This is a genomic window from Rudaea sp. (genome assembly GCF_047601565.1).
Classification (GTDB): domain Bacteria; phylum Pseudomonadota; class Gammaproteobacteria; order Xanthomonadales; family Rhodanobacteraceae; genus Rudaea.
The window spans coordinates 2895174-2914772 of record NZ_JASGIY010000001.1; the positions used below are offsets into that span (position 1 = coordinate 2895174).

Annotated in this window: 14 protein-coding genes; all 14 read left to right on the forward strand. The window is 66.8% G+C overall.

The window, feature by feature from the left end:
* Positions 1–153 precede the first annotated feature (153 nt).
* The 14 genes from atpD (at position 154) to QM741_RS12740 (ending at position 19526) form a co-directional block, all read left to right on the forward strand.
* A complete protein-coding gene (gene atpD / locus QM741_RS12675; RefSeq protein WP_415208044.1) occupies positions 154–1587 on the forward strand; it encodes a F0F1 ATP synthase subunit beta in 1434 nt (477 codons plus the stop codon).
* Between the two features lie 19 nt (positions 1588–1606).
* On the forward strand, positions 1607–2032 hold the full coding sequence (locus tag QM741_RS12680) for a F0F1 ATP synthase subunit epsilon (RefSeq protein WP_415208045.1): 426 nt from the start codon (positions 1607–1609) through the stop codon (positions 2030–2032).
* Positions 2033–2380: 348 nt separating this feature from the next.
* Positions 2381–4975 (forward strand): bifunctional aspartate kinase/diaminopimelate decarboxylase, encoded by a 2595-nt coding sequence (locus tag QM741_RS12685; RefSeq protein ID WP_415209122.1) that lies wholly within the window; start codon positions 2381–2383, stop codon positions 4973–4975.
* Complete coding sequence (gene murL, locus QM741_RS12690; protein WP_415208046.1) at positions 4972–6438, forward strand: UDP-N-acetyl-alpha-D-muramoyl-L-alanyl-L-glutamate epimerase; 1467 nt, start codon at positions 4972–4974, stop codon at positions 6436–6438. The genes QM741_RS12685 and murL overlap by 4 nt, the downstream gene beginning before the upstream one ends.
* Positions 6425–7825, forward strand: a complete 1401-nt coding sequence (gene murD, locus QM741_RS12695; RefSeq protein WP_415208047.1) for a UDP-N-acetylmuramoyl-L-alanine--D-glutamate ligase — start codon at positions 6425–6427, stop codon at positions 7823–7825. Before murL ends, murD begins: the two co-directional genes overlap by 14 nt.
* A 143-nt stretch (positions 7826–7968) precedes the next feature.
* Positions 7969–8859: an N-acyl homoserine lactonase family protein gene (locus QM741_RS12700; protein WP_415208048.1), complete on the forward strand. Its 891-nt coding sequence runs from the start codon at positions 7969–7971 to the stop codon at positions 8857–8859.
* An 11-nt stretch (positions 8860–8870) separates the two neighbouring features.
* Positions 8871–9539: a cytochrome b/b6 domain-containing protein gene (locus QM741_RS12705; protein ID WP_415208049.1), complete on the forward strand. Its 669-nt coding sequence runs from the start codon at positions 8871–8873 to the stop codon at positions 9537–9539.
* A gap of 167 nt (positions 9540–9706) precedes the next feature.
* Entirely contained in the window at positions 9707–10471 is a 765-nt protein-coding gene (locus QM741_RS12710; RefSeq protein ID WP_415208050.1) for a hypothetical protein, read from the forward strand.
* Positions 10472–10528: 57 nt separating this feature from the next.
* Entirely contained in the window at positions 10529–12151 is a 1623-nt protein-coding gene (locus QM741_RS12715; protein ID WP_415208051.1) for a tail fiber domain-containing protein, read from the forward strand.
* Positions 12152–12248: 97 nt separating this feature from the next.
* The gene (locus tag QM741_RS12720) at positions 12249–13709 is read left to right on the forward strand and encodes a hypothetical protein (RefSeq protein WP_415208052.1); all 1461 of its coding nucleotides are present in this window, start codon (positions 12249–12251) and stop codon (positions 13707–13709) included.
* Positions 13710–13730: 21 nt separating this feature from the next.
* Entirely contained in the window at positions 13731–14903 is a 1173-nt protein-coding gene (locus tag QM741_RS12725) for a hypothetical protein (RefSeq protein WP_415208053.1), read from the forward strand.
* Between the two features lie 110 nt (positions 14904–15013).
* Entirely contained in the window at positions 15014–16357 is a 1344-nt protein-coding gene (locus QM741_RS12730; RefSeq protein WP_415208054.1) for a hypothetical protein, read from the forward strand.
* A gap of 73 nt (positions 16358–16430) precedes the next feature.
* On the forward strand, positions 16431–16994 hold the full coding sequence (locus tag QM741_RS12735; protein WP_415208055.1) for an ECF-type sigma factor: 564 nt from the start codon (positions 16431–16433) through the stop codon (positions 16992–16994).
* A gap of 36 nt (positions 16995–17030) precedes the next feature.
* Positions 17031–19526 carry a protein kinase domain-containing protein gene (locus tag QM741_RS12740; protein ID WP_415208056.1) on the forward strand — a complete coding sequence of 832 codons (2496 nt, stop codon included), beginning with the start codon at positions 17031–17033 and terminating at the stop codon, positions 19524–19526.
* Positions 19527–19599: the final 73 nt, after the last annotated feature.

Here is a 19599-nt window from a genome sequence, read left to right on the forward strand (position 1 = left end):
TGGGGGAAGGTGCCCGAAGGGCGGATGAGGGAAGGGCCTGACGGATCGGGTGATGACTTTCCAGAGTGCGGGGCTTTTCCCTCATCCGGCGTTTCGCGCCACCTTCTCCCGATGGGAGAAGGGAAGCAGCTTTACTTTTTTGGAGTCACAACAATGAGCCAAGGCAAAGTAGTACAAATCATCGGCGCCGTGGTCGACGTCGAATTCCCGCGCGATGCCGTGCCGAAGGTGTACGACGCGCTCAAGGTGGACGGCACCGCGATCACGCTCGAGGTGCAGCAGCAGCTCGGCGACGGCGTCGTGCGCACGATCGCGCTCGGCTCGACCGACGGTTTGAAGCGCAACCTCGTCGCGACGAACACCGGCGCCGGCATCAAGGTGCCGGTCGGCAGCGCCACGCTCGGCCGCATCATGGACGTGCTCGGCAACCCGATCGACGAAGTCGGTCCTATCGATGCGAAGGACCACTGGACCATCCATCGTCCGGCGCCGAGCTACGACGAACAGGCCGCGGCCAACGAGCTGCTCGAAACCGGCATCAAGGTCATCGACCTCGTCGCGCCGTTCGCGAAGGGCGGCAAGGTCGGCCTGTTCGGCGGCGCGGGCGTGGGCAAGACGGTCAACATGCTCGAACTGATCAACAACATCGCGACCCAGCACTCGGGTCTGTCGGTGTTCGCCGGCGTCGGCGAGCGTACGCGCGAGGGCAACGACTTCTATCACGAGATGATCGAAGCGGGCGTGGTCAACTTGAAGGACCTGCCTGAGTCGAAGGTGGCGATGGTCTACGGCCAGATGAACGAGCCGCCCGGCAACCGCCTGCGCGTCGCGCTGACCGGCCTCACGATGGCCGAGTATTTCCGCGACGAGAAGGATACCTCCGGCAAGGGCCGCGACGTGCTGTTCTTCGTCGACAACATCTACCGCTACACGCTGGCCGGTACCGAAGTGTCCGCGCTGCTCGGCCGCATGCCGTCGGCCGTGGGCTATCAGCCGACGCTGGCCGACGAAATGGGCCGCCTGCAGGAGCGCATCACCTCGACCAAGACCGGATCGATCACCTCGATCCAGGCCGTGTACGTGCCGGCGGACGACTACACCGACCCGTCGCCGGCGACCACGTTCGCGCATTTGGATTCGACCGTCGCGCTGTCGCGCGACATTGCTTCGCTCGGTATTTATCCGGCGGTCGATCCTCTTGCTTCTACCAGCCGCCAGCTCGATCCGAACGTGATCGGCCAGGAGCACTACGAGACCGCGCGCCGCGTGCAAGGCACGCTGCAGCGCTACAAGGAATTGAAGGACATCATCGCGATTCTCGGCATGGACGAGCTCAGCGAAGAAGACAAGGCCACCGTCGGCCGCGCGCGCAAGATCGAGCGCTTCTTCTCGCAGCCGTTCCACGTCGCCGAAGTGTTCACCGGCGCGCCGGGCAAGTACGTTTCGCTCAAGGAAACGATCCGTGGCTTCAAGATGATCTGCGACGGCGAGTGCGATCATCTGCCGGAGCAGGCGTTCTACATGGTCGGCGGCATCGACGAGGCCTTCGAGAAGGCCAAAAAGATGACCGAGAAGAAGGCGGCCTGATCCGGCCGGAGCGATCGATATGGCAACCACCATCCGCTGCGACATCGTCAGCGCCGAGTCCGAAATCTTCCACGGCAACGCGACCATGGTCGTCGCCACCGGCGAAGAGGGCGAGCTCGGCATCGCGCCGCGCCACGCGCCGCTGATCACGCGGCTCAAGCCGGGCCAGGTGCGCGTGATCGCGGAGAACGGCGACGAACAATTCTTCTACGTCTCCGGCGGCATTCTCGAGGTGCAGCCGCAAGTCGTGACCGTGCTGACCGATACCGCCGTGCGCGCGAAGGATCTCGACGAGGCGGCGGCACGCAAGGCCAAGGACGAGGCCGAACGCGCGCTCGCCAACCGCACCGACGCGGTCGAGATCGCGCAGGCGCAGGCCGAACTCGCCCAGGCGCTCGCGCAGTTGCAGGCGATCGAACGCCTGCGGCGCATGCTCAAGCACTGAGGGGTATTTTTGCGATCATCCCAGGTCGCGAAAATCGAATTGATCCACGCCGTGCGCGCACCGTTGCGGGCGACAGTCCGGCACGAATCCTGTGCGAGGCGGTCGGCCGCGAACTGCGGAATCGCTGCGACGCGGGTGCCCGGCGCGCATGCGACCTGCGGACCGTTCGCGGTCTGGAACATGAGTAGAGGCCGAATCGCAGCGACAATCGGGCGGTGGTCTGTCACATATCCTGGATGAGCAGGTAGCACTGCATGTGCGTCACCCTGTGCGGGCGCAGCTTTTGGTCTTACCATTGCGGCCCGCTTTTCTGCCTTTTCTCCAACCAGAACGGGAATCATCGTGAATGTGAATGCCGCGCCCGCTACGGGCGCCCAGTGGGTCGTGCTCAAATTCGGCGGTAGCAGCGTTTCGACGCGGCCGCGCTGGGACAAGATCGCGGCGATCGCCAAAGACAAACGGGCGCAGGGCAAACACGTTCTCATCGTCGTCTCGGCGCTGTCGGGTACGACCGATAAGCTCAAGGCGATCTGTGACGGACACGCCGACGCGGGCAAGTGCCGAACCGTGGCCGACGAGATCGTTGCGCGCCATCGCGCCATGTTCGCCGAACTGGAACTCGAGGACGCGAACGGCCTTGACGCATGGCTGGCGAAGCTCGAACGGCTTCTGGCCGACCCGCGTCGCGCCGACGGCGCGCTGACCTGGCAGGCCGAAGTGCTCGCGCTCGGCGAGATGATGTCCTCGACGCTCGGTGCGGCCTATCTCACCGCGTCGGGCCTCGCGACGCGCCGGCTCGATGCGCGCGAGCAGTTGCTGAGCGAAGCGTTGCCGAACCAGAGCGCGTGGGGTCGCTATCTGTCCGCTCAGGTACCGACGGCACGCGATGAGGCGTTGATCGCGAAGCTGTCGGCGCTTGGCACGACGTTCATCACGCAGGGTTTCATGGCGCGCAATGCCGCGGACGAGACCGTGATCCTCGGCCGCGGCGGCTCGGACACCTCGGCGAGCTATTTCGGCGCGCTGCTCGACGCCGAAATCGTCGAGATCTGGACCGACGTCGCCGGCATGTTCAGCGCCAACCCGCGCAGTGTGCCGAACGCGCGCCTGCTCTCGCGGCTCGATTACGAAGAGGCGCAGGAAATCGCCACGACCGGCGCCAAGGTGCTGCATCCGCGCTGCATCAATCCGGTGCGCGAGGCCGGCGTGCCGCTCGCCATCAAGGACACCAACCATCCGGAACTCGCCGGCACGGAGGTCTGCGCCGCGGTGGCCGACGCGCTGCCGAGCGTGAAAGCGATTTCGCAACGCACCGGCATCACGCTGATCTCGATGGAGTCGATCGGCATGTGGCAGCAGGTCGGCTTCCTCGCCGACGTGTTCGAGATCTTCAAGCGCCACGGTCTGTCGATCGACCTCGTGGGTACGGCGGAAACCAATGTCACCGTTTCGCTCGATCCGACCGAAAACCTCGTCAACACCGACGTGCTCTCCGCGCTTTGCACCGATCTCGCCGTGATCTGTCGGGTCAAGGTGATCGCGCCGTGCGCGGCGATCACGCTGGTCGGCCGCGGCATGCGCTCGATGCTGCACAAGTTTTCTCCGGTCCTCGCCGAGTTCGGCAGCTTGCGCGTACACTTGATCTCGCAATCGTCGAACAACCTCAACCTCACCTTCGTCGTCGACGAAAACGTGGCTTCGAACCTCGTACCGCAGCTGCACGACCTGCTGATCAAGGCCGAGGCGATGCGCGTGGAGGACGCTGCCGTATTTGGCCCGAGCTGGATGGATATGTATAGAAAACCACAAGTACAGAATGCGCCGTGGTGGCGCGCGCGCCGCGACGAGCTGCTTGCGCTTGCCGACAAGGCGACGCCGCACTATGTCTACGACCTCGCTACGGTGCGCGCGCAGGCGCAGGCGCTGCGCGGCACGGTCAAGGCGATCGACCGCTGGTTCTACGCGATCAAGGCCAACCCGCATCCGGCGATCCTGCGCGAAATCGTCGCGCAGGGCTTCGGCCTCGAATGCGTGTCGCCCGGCGAGCTGGCGCGCGCGCGCGAGGCCGCCGGCGCAGCGGTCGACCTGCTCTACACGCCGAACTTCGCCGCGCGCGCCGATTACGCCGCCGGCATCGCCGCGGGCGCGCGCGTGACGCTCGACAACCTCCATCCGCTTGAACACTGGGGCCATCTGTTCGCCGGGCGCGAGGTCGAACTGCGCCTCGACCTCGACTTCGCGCGCGGCCACCACGACAAGGTCAAGACCGGCGGCGCGGGATCGAAGTTCGGCCTTTCCCTCGACGAGCTCGACGAATTCCGGCGCCTCGCCGCGCGCCACGACGTGCGCATCGTCTGCCTGCACGCGCACCTGGGCTCGGGCATCCTCGACGCGAACCACTGGAAGGAAGTGCACATCCAGCTCGCAAGCCTAGCCGAGAAGATCGGCACGGTGCGTTCGCTCAACGTCGGCGGCGGTTACGGCGTGCCTTCGCGCACGGACGAGGCGCCGCTCGACCTCGCCGCCGTCGGCGCCAGCCTCGCCGAAGTCAAGGCCGCGTATTCGCAGTACGAGTTGTGGAGCGAGCCGGGCCGCTTTCTCGTCGCCGACGCGGGCGTGCTGCTCGCGCGCGTCACGCAGTTGAAGCGCAAGGGCGAGTTCCGCTACGTCGGCGTCGATGCGGGCATGCACACGCTGATCCGGCCGGCGCTGTACGAGGCGTATCACGAAATCGTCAACCTCACGCGCATCGACGAGCCCGCGACCGAGCTCGTGCAGGTCGTCGGCCCGATCTGCGAGTCGGGCGACGTGCTCGGCAGCCATCGCCGCCTCCCGCCGTCGCAGGAGGGCGACGTGGTCCTGATCGCCCAGGGCGGCGCCTACGGCGCGGTCATGTCGTCCGACTACAATCTGCGCGGACGAGCGGTAGAGACGGTGTTGTGACCCTGCCGGCCGCCGACCGTTTTGCCGACCCGCGCAACGCGCGGGTGTTCCGTTTCGCATCCTGCGATTTCGATGCGGCGAGCGGCACGGCGAGTTTGTCGTATGCGTTCGATGACGGACCGTTGCTGACCGAGCGTATCGTGTTTCCCGCCGCGCCCGCGTTGCCGGCCGGGCGCGCGACAGCGTTCGCGCAGGCGTTGCGCCTGCTGCATCTGATCGCGGGCGTCAGCTACTACAAGGCCGGCATCGCGCCCGAACTGCGCGTCGAAACCGGCGCGCTCGCCGCGGATACGGCGGTGTTCCTGCACGAACTGTATTTCAACGGCCTGGCCGAATTCGCCTATCAGAACAAACTCGATCTGAGCGAGCGCCTTGCTTCCCTTATCCCACCGGGAGAAGGTGCCCCGAAGGGGCGGATGAGGGAAGAGCCTTCCAAGGCCGAAGTGGCACCGGCATCCGCAGCGCCTTTCCCTCATCCGCCCTTCGGGCACCTTCTCCCGGTGGGAGAAGGGAAGAAGCTCAATCTCCCGCGCCGCACCTTGCTGCCGATCGGCGGCGGCAAGGATTCGCTCGTCAGCGCGGAATTGTGCAAAAGCATCGGCGAGCCCGCGACCGCGGTCTGGATCGGCGATTCGGCGCTGATCGCCGCCTGCGCCGAACGCACGGGTTTGCCGCGGCTCGACATCGGGCGGCACATCGCGCTGGAGCTGTTCGAATACAATCGCCGCGGCGCATACAACGGCCACGTGCCGGTGACCGCGATCAACTCGGCGATCCTGGTCTGCGCGGCGATCCTCTACGGCTACGATGCGATCGCGTTTTCCAACGAACGCTCGGCGTCGAGCGCGACGCTCGAATACCTCGGCCGCCCGATCAACCACCAGTGGAGCAAGTCGCTGGACTTCGAGCGCCTGCTGCGGTATCAGATCCATGCGCACGTCGCTGCCGACCTCGATTACTTCTCGTTGTTGCGGCCGTGGTCGGAACTCGACGTCGCGCGCGAGTTCGCCAGGCACTCGCAGTACGATGCCGCGTTCTCGAGCTGCAACCGCAACTTCCGCATTCTCGGCGGGCATCCGTCGGACCGCTGGTGCGGGCAGTGCCCGAAGTGCCATTTCGTCTTTCTTGCGCTGGCGCCGTTCGTCGCCAAGCCGCGCCTGTTGAAGATCTTCGGTCGCAACCTGCTCGACGATGCGACGCTCGCGCCCGGTTTCGACGCACTGCTCGAATACCGCGATCACAAGCCGTTCGAGTGCGTCGGCGAAGGCCGCGAGTCGCGCGCGGCGATGTACGCGCTGACGCAGCGCGCGGAGTGGCGCGAGGACGCGCTCGTCGCGCGCTTCGCGAAAGAAATCCTGCCGCAGCTCGACCGCGCCGGGCTGGCGCTAGAGCCGTTGCTCGCGTCGGCGGGCGAGCATTTCGTTCCGTCGCGCTTCGCCGCCGCAACGAATGCGCCTCGCTGATCTCGAGCACAAACGCGTCGCGGTCTGGGGCTGCGGCCGCGAGGGGAGGGCGGCGCTCGCCGTGCTGCGGCGCCGATTTCCGCGACAGCACGTCACGTTGTTCTGCAGCGAAGCGGAGGCGGCCGCACTGGTGGCGGACGCGAGGGTATCTTTTCGCAGCGCGAACGCCTCCGACAAGCCGAACATCCTCGTGGTCACCACGCCGGTCGACGAAGCCGCTCTGGCGGCATTCGACATCGTGATCAAATCGCCGGGCATCAGTCCGTATCGCGAACCCTATTGCACGGCGGAAAATGCCGGGGTGCGCTTCACCTCGGGAACCGCGCTCTGGTTCGGCGAGCGTTCGCAGGCGAGAACGATCTGCATCACCGGCACCAAGGGCAAGAGCACCGTTTCCGCGCTGATAGCGCATCTGCTGCGTGCCGGCGGCAGGCTTACCGCGCTGGCGGGGAACATCGGCATGCCGCTGCTCGACCTGCTCGACGTCGCGGCGGAACCGGACTGGTGGGTGATCGAATTGTCGAGTTTCCAGACGCGCGATTTCGACGGCGCGCCGACGGTCGCGGTCATCAACAATCTCTACGAGGAGCATCTCGACTGGCATGTGAACGGCGCGAACTATGCGGCCGACAAGTTGCGCATCGCCGCCAGGGCGAAACGCCTGGTCATCAACGCCGGGCAAAAGAGGCTCGTGGCGATGACGCAAGGCGACCTGGCCGATTCGTTCAACCAGGTTTCGGGTTGGCACATGCGCGACGGCGAGCTGTGGCGCGCCGATCGACGGGTTCTGGCGCGCGGTGAAATCCCGTTGCCCGGCACGCACAACGCGCTCAACGTCTGCGCGGCGCTCGCGGCGATCGAGGCCGCGAGCGAGGATGCGGTTTCATCGGCGCCTTTCGTCGCCTCGTTCAAGGGCTTGCCGCACCGCCTGCAATATCTCGGCGAACGCGACGGCATCGACTACGTCAACGACAGCATCTCGACGACGCCGTATGCCGCCATCGAGGCGCTGCGCAGCGTCGGCGAGCGGCGTTCGACGATCCTTGTCGGCGGCTTCGATCGCGGTGTCGACTGGACGCCGTTCGTCGAGCACGTCGGCCGCCATCCGCCGCATGCAGTCGTGACCCTGGGTGCGAATGGCGACGCGATCGCTGCAAGGCTGGAGGCGCTCAAGACGCCGGTCGCGCTCGCGTCGACCGACTCGCTGGCGGCTGCCGTGGGGCGCGCACGTTCGCTGACCGAGACCGGCGGTGCGATCGTGCTTTCTCCGGGCGCGCCGAGCTTCGACCAGTTCAGCGATTACGCCGAACGCGGACGGGAGTTCGCGCGCCTGGCCGGGTTCGACCCGACTGCGATCGCGGCAATCGAAGGACTGGGCATCGCCTGAACCCGTTCTCCGTTTTTCGTTCCCGCGCAGGCGCGCGGGAATGACAGGCAAGAAATGGTGAACTCCGTACCGTAGCTTGTGGTCGCAATGACGGCTTCTGCACAATGGCTGCGCGTCAGCCCGCGACCGCAATGGAGAAATCGATGCCGAACTGGAAAAGCCGTCTGCTTTCGTTGTCGCTGGGCCTGCTTGCGGCCGGCGCCGTTGCCGCAGCGCCCGCCGACAAGCCGGCGCAGAAATCCGCGGCGCCCGCGCCCGATACCGATGTGCGCCTCTATGCGCTCGACTGCGGCCATCTCGATTTCAAGAGCCTCGGCATGTTCTCCGACACCGGCGAATACGACGGCAGGCCCGGGCGTATCCTCACGCCGTGCTTCCTGATCCGCCATCCGCAAGGGTGGATGCTGTGGGACGCCGGGCTCGGCGACCGGTACGCGCAGCAAGCCACGGGCGTCGACGCGTTCGGCGGCCTCGTGCACGTGCAGGTGCCGGTCACTCTCGCCGCGCAGCTCGCCATCTTGAATCTCGCGCCGAAGGACATCCGCGTCGTCGCCTTTGCGGATTTGCACGAGGACCACGTCGGCAACGCCAATCTGTTTGCGAAGACGGCGACGTGGGTCGTCAACGACAAGGAACTCGCCTGGGCGAAGTCCGATCCGCCGCCGTTGCGCGTCGATGCCGGCCTGTTCTCCGGCGTCGAATCGGCCGACGTCAAACGGATCGACGGCGACTTCGACGTGTTCGGCGACGGCCGCGTCATCATCCTCAAGGCGCCCGGCCTCACCCCGGGCCATCAGGTGCTGCTGCTGCGTTTGAAGAAGACCGGTGCGGTGCTGCTCGCCGGCGGTCTGTACCCGCTGCGCGAAAGCCGCGGCCAGCGCCGCGTGCCGGCAACCAGCACGAGTCGCGCCGACGCGCTCGCCTCGATGGAACGCATCGAGAAGATCGCCGCCAACCAGAAGGCGCGCGTCGTCGCCCAGGGCGATCCGGCGGATTTCGCCGCGCTGCCGAAGTTTCCGGCCTGCCTCAATTGAGCGGGATGGCGATGCGTACCGGAGAAAAATCGCAGCGCGTCTGGGACCTGCCCACGCGCCTGTTCCATTGGACGCTCGTCGCGCTGATCGCGCTGCAGTTCGCCACGGCCGAATTCGGCTTGCTATCGATGGAATGGCACTATCGTTTTGGCTGGGCGACGCTGGCGCTGATCGTGTTCCGCATCGCCTGGGGGTTCGCCGGTTCGCAGACCAGCCGCTTCGCCGATTTCGTACGCGGGCCGGCGGCCGTCATGCGCTATGCCAAGGCGATGTTTTCCACAAATCCACAAGTGCATATCGGCCACAATCCGCTCGGCGGCTGGTCGGTGCTCGCGATGCTGGCATGCGTGCTCGTGCAGGCCGTTAGCGGCCTGTTCACGAGCGACGGCATCGACGAGGATGGCCCGTTCGTCGATGCCGTATCGGGCGCGACGGTGAAGCTCGCGACGAAACTGCACCATCTCGGCGAAACGGCGCTGATCGCGCTGATCGCCCTGCATGTTGCTGCCGTGCTGCTGCACTGGCTGGTCAAGCACGACAACCTAATCGTGCCGATGATCACGGGCCGCAAGCGCATCGACTCCCCGCCATCGCTACGCTTCGTCAGTGGCTGGCTGGCGCTTGTGCTGTTCGCGGCCGTCGTGGCGGTGGTCGCTCTATTGAGCCGCGCGGGCGGCTGAAAAGGTCCGTAGCAGGCGAAGCCGCCGTCACCCGCATCGCGCGGGGCGCCGCTTCCATGTCCGAAAATTTCCGTTCTCGGCGTATCCCCTAACGGGAGCCGATGTTTGGGTGAATCGCGCGGTTGCGATTTGGATGCCGGTTCCCGCATTCAACGGGAGGCGGCATCGTGCGATTCTCGAACTATGCGGGCATTCTTGCCCTGTGTCTGGCCGGCGTGGATGCCCGGGCCGCGATCGACGTGCCTAGCGGGGCGTCGATGGATCTCGCCGATGGTGCGATCCATCTGGCCTGCAGCGATCTCACCGTCGCCGGTACGCTTACCGGCGGCAGTGCGATGGTGAGCGGCATCGCCAATCTGACGATCAACGGCGGTACGCTCGATGCCGGCAGCGCTCTCTTCGCGGTCGGTGGCGATTTCGTCGACAGCGGCACCTTCAACGCCGGCACATCGAGCGTGGAGATCGTCGACGCCTGCGGCAGTGGCGTGAGCCGGCTCGGTGGATCGAGCGCGTTCTACGATTTCTCCGCCAGCACCGCCGCGGGCAAGCAGCTCGTGCTCGATGCCGGCCTCACCCAGAGCGTGAGCCATGCGTTCACGCTGCAAGGCGCGGCCGGGCAACTGCTGCGCGTGCTCAGTTCCGGCGCGGGGCAGCAGGCGCGTTTCGCCATCGCCGCGGCGGCCAGCCAGGTCGTTTCCTACGTTGATGCGCGCGATAACCTCGCCAGCCAGGCGACGATCGCGCCGGGGCTGCCCTCGCTCTACAACTCGATCGACAGCGGCAATCTGACCAACTGGTTCGGCAGCGCCGGGACCGGGGATCCGGGCAGCACGGGTAGGGGACCTGTGCCGACGCCCGCGCTCGGCCCCTTCGCCGCGATCCTGCTCGCCTTCCTGCTCGGCTGGTTCGGCTGGAGAAAGCGCGATGCGTGATCGACCGATTTGGAACAACGGTTTTTCCCCGTTCGTCCGCATTCAAAGAGATATCGCATGACCCTGCACAACCATAAGAAAACCAAGTTGGCAGCCCGCACGCAGCGTCAGCGGAATGCGGCACTCCCGATCCCGGATTCCGGCCTGTCCGCGCCTTCCTCCGGGCTACGCATTGCATTGCTTTCCTGCGGCCTGTCTCTCGCTTGCCTACCCGCCGCGGACAGCGCCGTTGCCGCGGACATGACGATCAAACCGGCGCCGGGGAGCGGCTTCGTCGTCACCGACTCGAATGGCGAGCAGACCCGCCTGCGCGTGAATGAGAACGGCGGGATCGTGATGCCGGTCGTTGTCAACGGTCAGCAACAAGCTTTGCCGATCTGCGCCAGCGCGAGCGGCCAGATCGGCCCGTGCGTGCCGGGCGCGGGCGGCTCGGTTGGACCGCAAGGTCCGACAGGCCCGAAGGGCGACCCCGGCCCCGCCGGTCCGCAAGGCGAGCAAGGCGTGGCCGGGCCCGTCGGTCCACAAGGCCCGAAGGGTGACCCCGGCGACCCGGGCGGCGGCGCGGCATTGCCGTCGGGCATCGCCAATCAGACCTTGCGTTACGCCGGTATCGACACACTGGCCGCCACCAGCGACTGGCAGGTATTCCCCGACGGCGGCGTGCTCGCCACCAACGCGACGGTCAACATCGCGATCGCCAACCACCAGACGCCGGTCGGCACGATACCGGCCAGCGGCGTGGGCGCGCGCATGATGTGGTATCCGGCCAAGGCTGCGTTCCGTGCCGGCTATGTCGATGACTTGATGGACGCAGTCAGGATGGCCAATGGCACGGAATGGGACGATCCGAATGTCGGCGTCGGGTCCGTGGCGCTGGGAGTCGACACGATCGCCAGCGGCTATGAATCCACGGCGATGGGCTTCGACACGCAGGCCAGCGGCATCCTCTCCACGGCGATGGGCGATGCCACGACCGCCAGTGGCAACTATTCCATGGCGACGGGCTTTTTCACGACCGCCAGCGGCAACTGGTCCACGGCGATGGGAGCAAACGCCAGAGCGACCAAGGATTATTCCTTTGTCTGGAGCGGCGATAACCAGAATGCCGCCTTCAGCCCGGCTGACCATAGCTTCGCCGTCGTGGCGCCCGGCGGCATTTATATGTACTCGGGCGCAAACGGCTCCGGCGGCTGCGTAATGAGCAATCCCGGCTCGGCCGGCTGGAGCTGTTCGAGCGACCGCAACCTGAAAACGAACATCGTGCCGGTCGACGCGCGCGCGGTGTTGGATAAAGTCGTTGCGCTGCCGGTGGCGACCTGGGCGTTCAAGACCGCGCCGCAGTACGCGCACATCGGCCCAATGGCGCAGGACTTCAAGGCGGCATTCGATCTCGGCGACGCCGACGACAAGCACATCTCCGCGAGCGATGCGCAGGGCGTGGCGCTGGCGGCGATCCAGGGCTTGCACGCGCAATGGAAGGATGCGGACGCGCGAATGGCCGCAGCGCTGGTGCGGAAGGACGGCGAAATCGCAGCGCTCAAGGCGCAGCTGTCCGCGCAGCAAGCACAACTGACGCAACTGGGCAGACTGGCCGGCGACATGGCGCGCGTCAAAGCCGAACTCGCCGCCTTGCGCGAGCACCCGGCATCCGCGCTCGCCACGGCCAGCCTGACGCGGTGAGCAACCATGCACCTCATTTCTTTTTGCGGCTTCGCGTTCACGAATCGAGGGAAATTCCATGAGCATCCGACAAATTCGCAATCGACGGAACCGCCCGATGTTGACGCTTGCGCTGGCGCTTTCCGCCACGACCGCGAACGCCGCCGACGTGACGATCAAACCCGCCGCGGGCAGCGGCGTGGCGATTACCGACGCGAGTGGTGCCAACCCGCGCCTGCGTGTGGCGGAGACGGGCGAAGTATGGATTCCCGTTCTCGCCACCGGCGCGCAACAGACATCGCCGGTGTGTTACGGCAGCGGCGGCCAGCTCGGGCCGTGCGCGGCCGGCGCGGATGGCGGCAGCTACACCGCCGGCATTGGATTGACGCTGACGGGCACCGCGTTCGCCGTGGCGCCGCCGTACCAGTTGCCGCAGGGCTGCGCGGTCAGCCAAGTACCGCAATGGACGGGCGCCGCATGGTCCTGCGCGACGGTGAGCGGCGGCGGCTTCTCGCTGCCGTACGTGCAGACGGTGAGCGATGCGGGCCCGTTGTTCGCGCTGACCAACAGCGGCGCGGGCGGTGCGCTCAAAGGCGTTGCCAGCAGCGGTGCCGGCGTGCTCGGCACCAGCAACGCCTCCAACGGCTTCGGGGTTCGCGGCACCAGCGATCAGGGGATTGGCGTTCTCGGTTCCAGCAATGACGGCACGGGCGTGACCGGCACCACCGAGTCGACGGCGGGCGGTGTCGGCGTGCGCGGCGAAAGCGACTACGGCGGTGTCGGCGTCGAAGGTATTGCCGGCGACCGCGGCGTGGGCATCGGCGTACGCGGCCAAAGCGCGAACGGGGATGGCGTGCAAGGGCGCGCGACGAACGGAGGATCGGGCGTGGCCGGCATTCACGAGGGCAACGGCAGCGGCGTGTACGGATACAGCGAAGGCGGCGATGGCGTGCACGGCGAAGCCAACGGCAATGGCAAGGGCGTGTCCGGCAAGAGCACGAACGGCCAAGGCGTCTTCGGTTCGAGCGAGCACGGAACCGGCGTGCGCGCAGAATCGAACGCGGCGGATGCCAGCCCCGCGATGGAAGCTCATCAGTACGGCAGCGGCGGTGGCGCGGGCGTTTACGGCGTGAGCATGAATGGTGATGGCGTGTATGGATCGAGCGCCTCGGGTTACGCGATGCATGCCGATGGTCCGGCAAAGCAGGCGCTCGGTGCGGGCGGCTGGGTCAAGGCGATGGCGTTCGTGGAGTGGAAAAACAACGCGTACACGATCAAGCGCTGCTTCAACTCGCAACTTGCGGCGGCGCAGTCGTCGACGGCGCCGTGCGGAATGAGTCTCGAACTGCCGTCGCCGTCATTGCCCTGCGTGCACTTCGGTTTCGATATCACCGATCGCTTCGTCAGCGTCACGCCATTCAGCAATTTCAACAACGACGGCACCAGGCTTTCCGTCGAACTTTCTCAGGTTGGCAACCCCGACGCATTGCCGACCACATCGGGGGATGTGGGCTGCATCGACATCGCATACGTGAACGGAGACGACACCAAAACCTCTTTCATGATCTTCGTCTATTGACCTTTCCGGGACACATTCGCCATGCACGCACATCGACTCCCTGCAGTATCTCCCTTCGCCCTGACTGTGCTCGTCGCTCTGCTTGCGACCGGCCTGGCCGCCGCCGCCGACGTGACGATCAAGCCCGCCGCCGGCGGCGGCGTGGCGATCACCGACGCGAGCGGCGCCAACGCGCGCCTGCGCGTGGCGGAGACGGGCGAAGTGTGGATTCCCGTGCTCGCCGCGGGCGCGCAGCAGACATCCCCGGTATGTTCGGGCGCGGGCGGCCAGCTCGGGCCGTGCGCGGCGAACGCGGGCGACGGCAGCTACACCGCGGCGACCGGACTGACGCTGACCGGCACGACGTTCGCCGTGGCGCCGCCGTACCAATTGCCGCAGGGCTGTGCGGCCAATCAGGTGCCGCAGTGGACAGGCGCGGCCTGGGCTTGCGCGGCGATGTCGGGCGGCGGCAGCGGTTTTGCGCTGCCGTATGTGCAGACGGCGAGTAGAAATAACGGGGCATTGTTCTCGCTGACCAATACCGGCGACCAAGGCGCGGGTCTGGAAGGTATCGGCGATACCGGCCCTGGCGTACTCGGCAGCAGCAATGCAGCCGGCGGCGCCGGCGTACTTGGCTCAGCCGATTACGGCAGCGGTGTTCATGGTTACAGCAAGGACGGCTATGGCGTGAACGGAGAAAACGATTCGACGACGGGGGGCGCCGGAGTGTATGGGCTTGCGCGACACAGCGGCGATGGCCTGCATGGCGAAAGCACGGATGGCAATGGCGTGTACGGAAAAAGCGCGAACGGCTACGCAATGAACGCCGATGGCCCGGCAACGCAGGCGCGCGGCGCGGGTGGTTGGGTCAAGGCGATGGCGTTCGTCCATTGGGATGGAGGAGTCGACTACACAATCGAGCGCTGTTTCAATTCGCAGTTGGCTGCCGCTCAAGCGTCGACGGCGCCATGCGGGATGAGCGCACAGGGTGTTTGCAGTGGGGAATTTTGCGAAGTGCATGTGCACTTCGGTTTCGACCTCAGCGATCGCTTTGCCAACGTCGTTCAGTTCTACAACGCGAAGGCCAAAGCTGCGAAGGTGATCGCCGGTCTGTATGCGGTTGGCGCTTCGAATGATCCGGATGCAGTAGTGGTCAATTCGTTCGACTTGAGCGGATCCGACAGCAAAGGCGACTTCATGGTTTTCGTCTACTGACCGTTCGGGGGTCTTCGATCATGCGCACTTATTTTCTGCATTCTGCCTTTCCTCTATCGTGCCTTGCACTTGCCTGCCTGCTTGCAACGGGCAGCGTCCTCGCCGCCGACGTGACGATCAAACCCGCCGTGGGCGGCGGCGTGGCGATCACCGACGCGAGCGGCGCCAACGCGCGCCTGCGCGTGGCGGAGACGGGCGAAGTGTGGATTCCCGTGCTCGCCGCGGGCGCGCAGCAGACATCCCCGGTGTGTTCGGGCGCGGGCGGCCAGCTCGGGCCGTGCGCGGCGAACGCGGGCGGCGGCAGCTACACCGCGGCGACCGGACTGACGCTGACCGGCACCACGTTCGCCGTGGCGCCGCCGTACCAATTGCCGCAGGGCTGTGCGGCCAATCAGGTGCCGCAATGGACCGGCGCGGCTTGGGCTTGCGCGGCGATGTCGGGCGGTGGCAGTGGTTTCACGCTGCCGTATGCGCAGACGCTGAGCGATGCAGGTCCGCTGTTCGCGCTGACCAATTCCGGCGCGGGCGGTGCGCTGAAAGGCGTCGCCCACAGCGGCTCCGGCGTGTACGGCGAGAGCAATGCCGCCAACGGCATCGGCACTCGTGGCTTCAGCGGTCAGGGAACGGGCGTCTACGGTTCGAGCGACGACGGCACGGGCGTATCCGGCACCACCGACTCGACGACGGGCGGCGCCGGCGTGCACGGCAGCGGCGGGCGCGGGTCGGGCGACGGCGTGTTCGGCGAAAGCATGGACGGTACGGGCGTGCATGGCAAGAGCGAGAACGGGGATGGCGTGCAAGGGCACACGGTGAATGGAGGATCGGGTGTGGCCGGCATTCACGAAGGCTCGGGTGCGGGCGTGTATGGCGTGAGCGCGGATGGCAGAGGCGTGGAGGGCCACACGACGACCGGCAGCTCAGGTGTGGCCGGCATCCACGATGGCACGGGCAACGGAGTCTACGGATACGGCGAAGGCGGCGACGGCGTGCACGGCGTGGCCAACGGCAGCGGCAATGGTGTCTACGGCCAAAGCGCCTCGGGTTACGCGATGAATGCGAATGGCCCGGCGACGCAAGCACTCAATGAGGGCGGATGGGTCAAGGCGATGGCATATGTCCACTGGGATGGCAATCAGTACGAAATTTCACGCTGCTTCAATTCCCAATTGCCACCGGGTACGGCTGGCTGCGGATTCACCGTAACGCGCAACGGTACGGGCAAACCGGAGTTGGATTTTGGATTTCCCGTGAATCACCGATTCGTTTCGGCCACGCTCAATCTGTCTGCACCCATTGCGGTGGTCATCAACCCGGTTGTGGACTCTGCCACGCCGACGAAAATGAATTTTGCGATCCGCTGGTCCAATCAGGACGACAACGGCAACTGCAGCCGCCTCGTTGTTTGCGACGATGTCGGGCCAGTGGACGGATCTTTTTGGGTGATCATCTTTTAGCGATTCCGGGGATCGCGGACTGGCATGCGCACCCTTTACATCGTCTCGCCGCGCGCGTTACCTTCGCGTGGCGATGACGGCGAACGAAACCAGCATCGAGAATTTGCTGCGGCGCTGGAAGGCCGGCGACGAGGCGGCGCTGGAACGGCTGCTGCCGCTGGTCTACGCCGACCTGCGGCGCACGGCGGCCGCGCTGCTGCGCGCGCATCCGGGGCATGCGACCTTGCAGACGACGGCGCTGGTCCACGAGATGATGCTGCATCTGCTCGGCCGCAATCATGCCGAGTTCGATTCGGCCGAGCATCTGTTCAACGCGGCGACGGTGATGATGCGCCGCGTGCTGATCGACCGCGCGCGCGCGGCGGCGCGCGAGAAGCGCGGCGGCCTGTGGCAGCGCGATGACTTCGCCGCGGCGCTCGAGCTGCCGATTCCCGACGGTACCGACCTAGTCGCGCTCGACGCCGCGTTGACCGATCTCGAGGCGCTCGACGAGCGCATGGCGAAGGTGGTGCAGTTGCGCTACTTCGCCGGCCTCGACACGGACGAGGTGGCGGCCGCGCTCGGCATTACCGTGCGCACTGCGCATCGCGACTGGACCGCCGCGCGCGTCTGGCTGAAGCAGAGGCTCGACGCGTAGCGCAACGAAAGCAGAAAACTCCGGGGAGGGAGTGAAGTGAGCGATCCCGAGCGACTCGCGCTGGACATTTTCCGCGACTGCCTCGATCTCGACACAGACGAGCATGCGGCGCTGATCGATCGCCGTTGCGGCGGCGACGAGCGCGTTCGCGCGCGAGTGGAATCGCTGTTGCGCGACTACCGCACGCTGGACGACGACGGCGATGCGCAGGCGCGCGATCGCGAGGAGTTTGTCGATCCGCTGCTCGGCGCGCGCCTCGGCACGTTCCGCGTGATCGAACGCGTCGGTCGCGGCGGCATGGGCGTGGTCTACCGCGGCGAGCGTCAGGGCGCGGATTTCGCCCAGACGGTGGCGCTCAAACTGATCCGCCGCGGCTTCGATTTCGACGACGTGCAGGCGCGCTTCCTGCGCGAGCGGCGCATCCTCGCGCGCCTGCATCATCCCAATCTCGCCCACTTCGTCGACGGCGGCGTCGCGCCGGACGGCCGGCCGTGGTTCGCGCTCGAATTCGTGCGGGGCGCGGCGATCACCGACTGGTGCGATGCGCACCGCCTCGACGTGCGCGCGCGCGTGCGCCTGTTCCTCGACGCCTGCGCCGCCGTGCAGTACGCGCATGCGCAGCTCGTCGTGCACCGCGATCTCAAGCCTGGCAACGTGCTGGTCGACGAGAGCGGCGCAGTGCGCCTGCTTGACTTCGGCGTCGCCGGCCTGCTGCGCGGCAGCGACGACGGCGCGGCGTCGAGCACGATCGGCCTGCGCCTGGCGATGACGCCGGAGTACGCCGCGCCCGAACAGTTCGCCGGCGAGGAAGCCGGCGTCGCCGCGGACGTCTACTCGCTCGGCGTGATCCTTTATCAGCTCGTCGGCGGCGTGCTGCCGTACGCGCTCGATCGCGGCGATCTGGCCGACGCCGCGCGCGTCGTGCGCGACGCGCTGCCGCAGCCGCTGACGCAGGCGATCGCGCGCGACGGTGGCGCGGCGGCGCGCCTCGCCGCGCGCGGCACCTCGGCACGCAGCTACGCGTACGAGGTGCGCGGCGATCTCGCGCGCATCCTCGACAAGGCGCTGGCGAAGGAACCGCAGCGCCGCTATGCCTCGGTCGAGGCCTTCGCCGACGATCTTTCGCGCTGGCTCGCGGGCGCGCCGGTGCGCGCGACCGGCAACCGCTTCGGCTATCGCGCGGGCAAGTTCGTGCGGCGCAATCGCGCGGCGGTCGCGGTGGCCGCGCTGTCGGCGCTGGCGTTGCTCGCGACGGCGGCGGTCGCGTTGAACAAGGCGCGTCAGGCGCGCATCCAGCGCGACGTCGCGCTGACCGAACTCGGCCGCGCCAACGCCGTGCGCGAGTACGTGGCGCTCATGTTCCGCAACGCAGGCGAACAGCGCGACGCGGCCAAGCTCACCGCGAACGATCTGCTCAAGCAGAGTGCGGACACGATTTTCTCCCAGTTCGCCGACAGGCCCGAGACCGGCCAGACGACGGCGCTGATGCTCGGCGAATTGCACATGCTGATGAACGATCCCGACAGCGCGGCGCCGCTGTTCGAACGCCTGCTGCAATGGCCAGGGATCGAGCGCAATGCGCCGGTGTTGGCGAGCGCGCGCCACGATCTGGCCCAGGCCGAGTATTTCCGCGGCCACCGCCAGCGCGCGCGCGAACTGCTCGACCAGGCACAGGCGTGCTGGAACGGCGATCGCGAGCGCTACGCCGACAAGCTCGGCGACAGCCGCGTGCTGCAGGCCGCGCTCGAGCGTAGCGAAGGCAAGACCGACGCGGCCATCGCCACGCTCGACCGCGGCCTCGCCGAGCTGCGCCCGCTGCGCGCGCAAGACGACCGCGACGTGGCGGTGATGCTGTCGGCGCAATCGATCGCATTGTTGCAGGCCGGACGCAATGCCGAGGCCTACGCGCGCGCGGACGAGAGCTATCGCATGGCGCAGCGGCTCGGCCTCGAGCGCACGCGTTCGAGCCTGGCCGCGCTCAACAACCGCGCGCAGGCGGCGAAGGCGCTCGGTCGCGACGACGAGGCGGTCGCGGACCTGCGCCGCGCGGTCGAGCTCAACCGCGAACTGTACGGACCGTCGTTGACCTTGACCGGGAGCCTGATCAACCTCGGCAATGCGATTGCGACGACGCAGCCGGAGGAAGCTTTGCGCCTGGAGGAGGAGGCGCTGCAGATGGCGCAAACGCAGGAGGGCGGTGCCGGTCGGCTGACCACCATGGCACGGCTCTCGCTCGCGAAAGCCTACGTCGCCGCGGGGCGAGCCGTCGATGCGGAGCCGTTGCTTGACGCCATGATGCAGATCGTCGCCAAGGGCAGCGCCGATGGCGACAAGAATGTATTCGCGGGCAATGTATATCGTGCGCGTGCGGCCTTGCGCGCATTGCAGCACCGCTGGGCGGATGCCGAGGCCGATCTCGATGCGGCGCAGTCGGCGTACGCGGCGGCGGGCAAGGCCGGCGAGACGAGCCTCGCGCTCGTCGACAAGCAACGGCAAGAACTCGCCGCAGCTAAATCCCGCGCCGCGAACTAACGGCCAGCTTCGTACTTCAACTCCGTCATTCCCGCGCAAGCGGAAACTACGAGCCAAAGCATTCGCGGCTGAA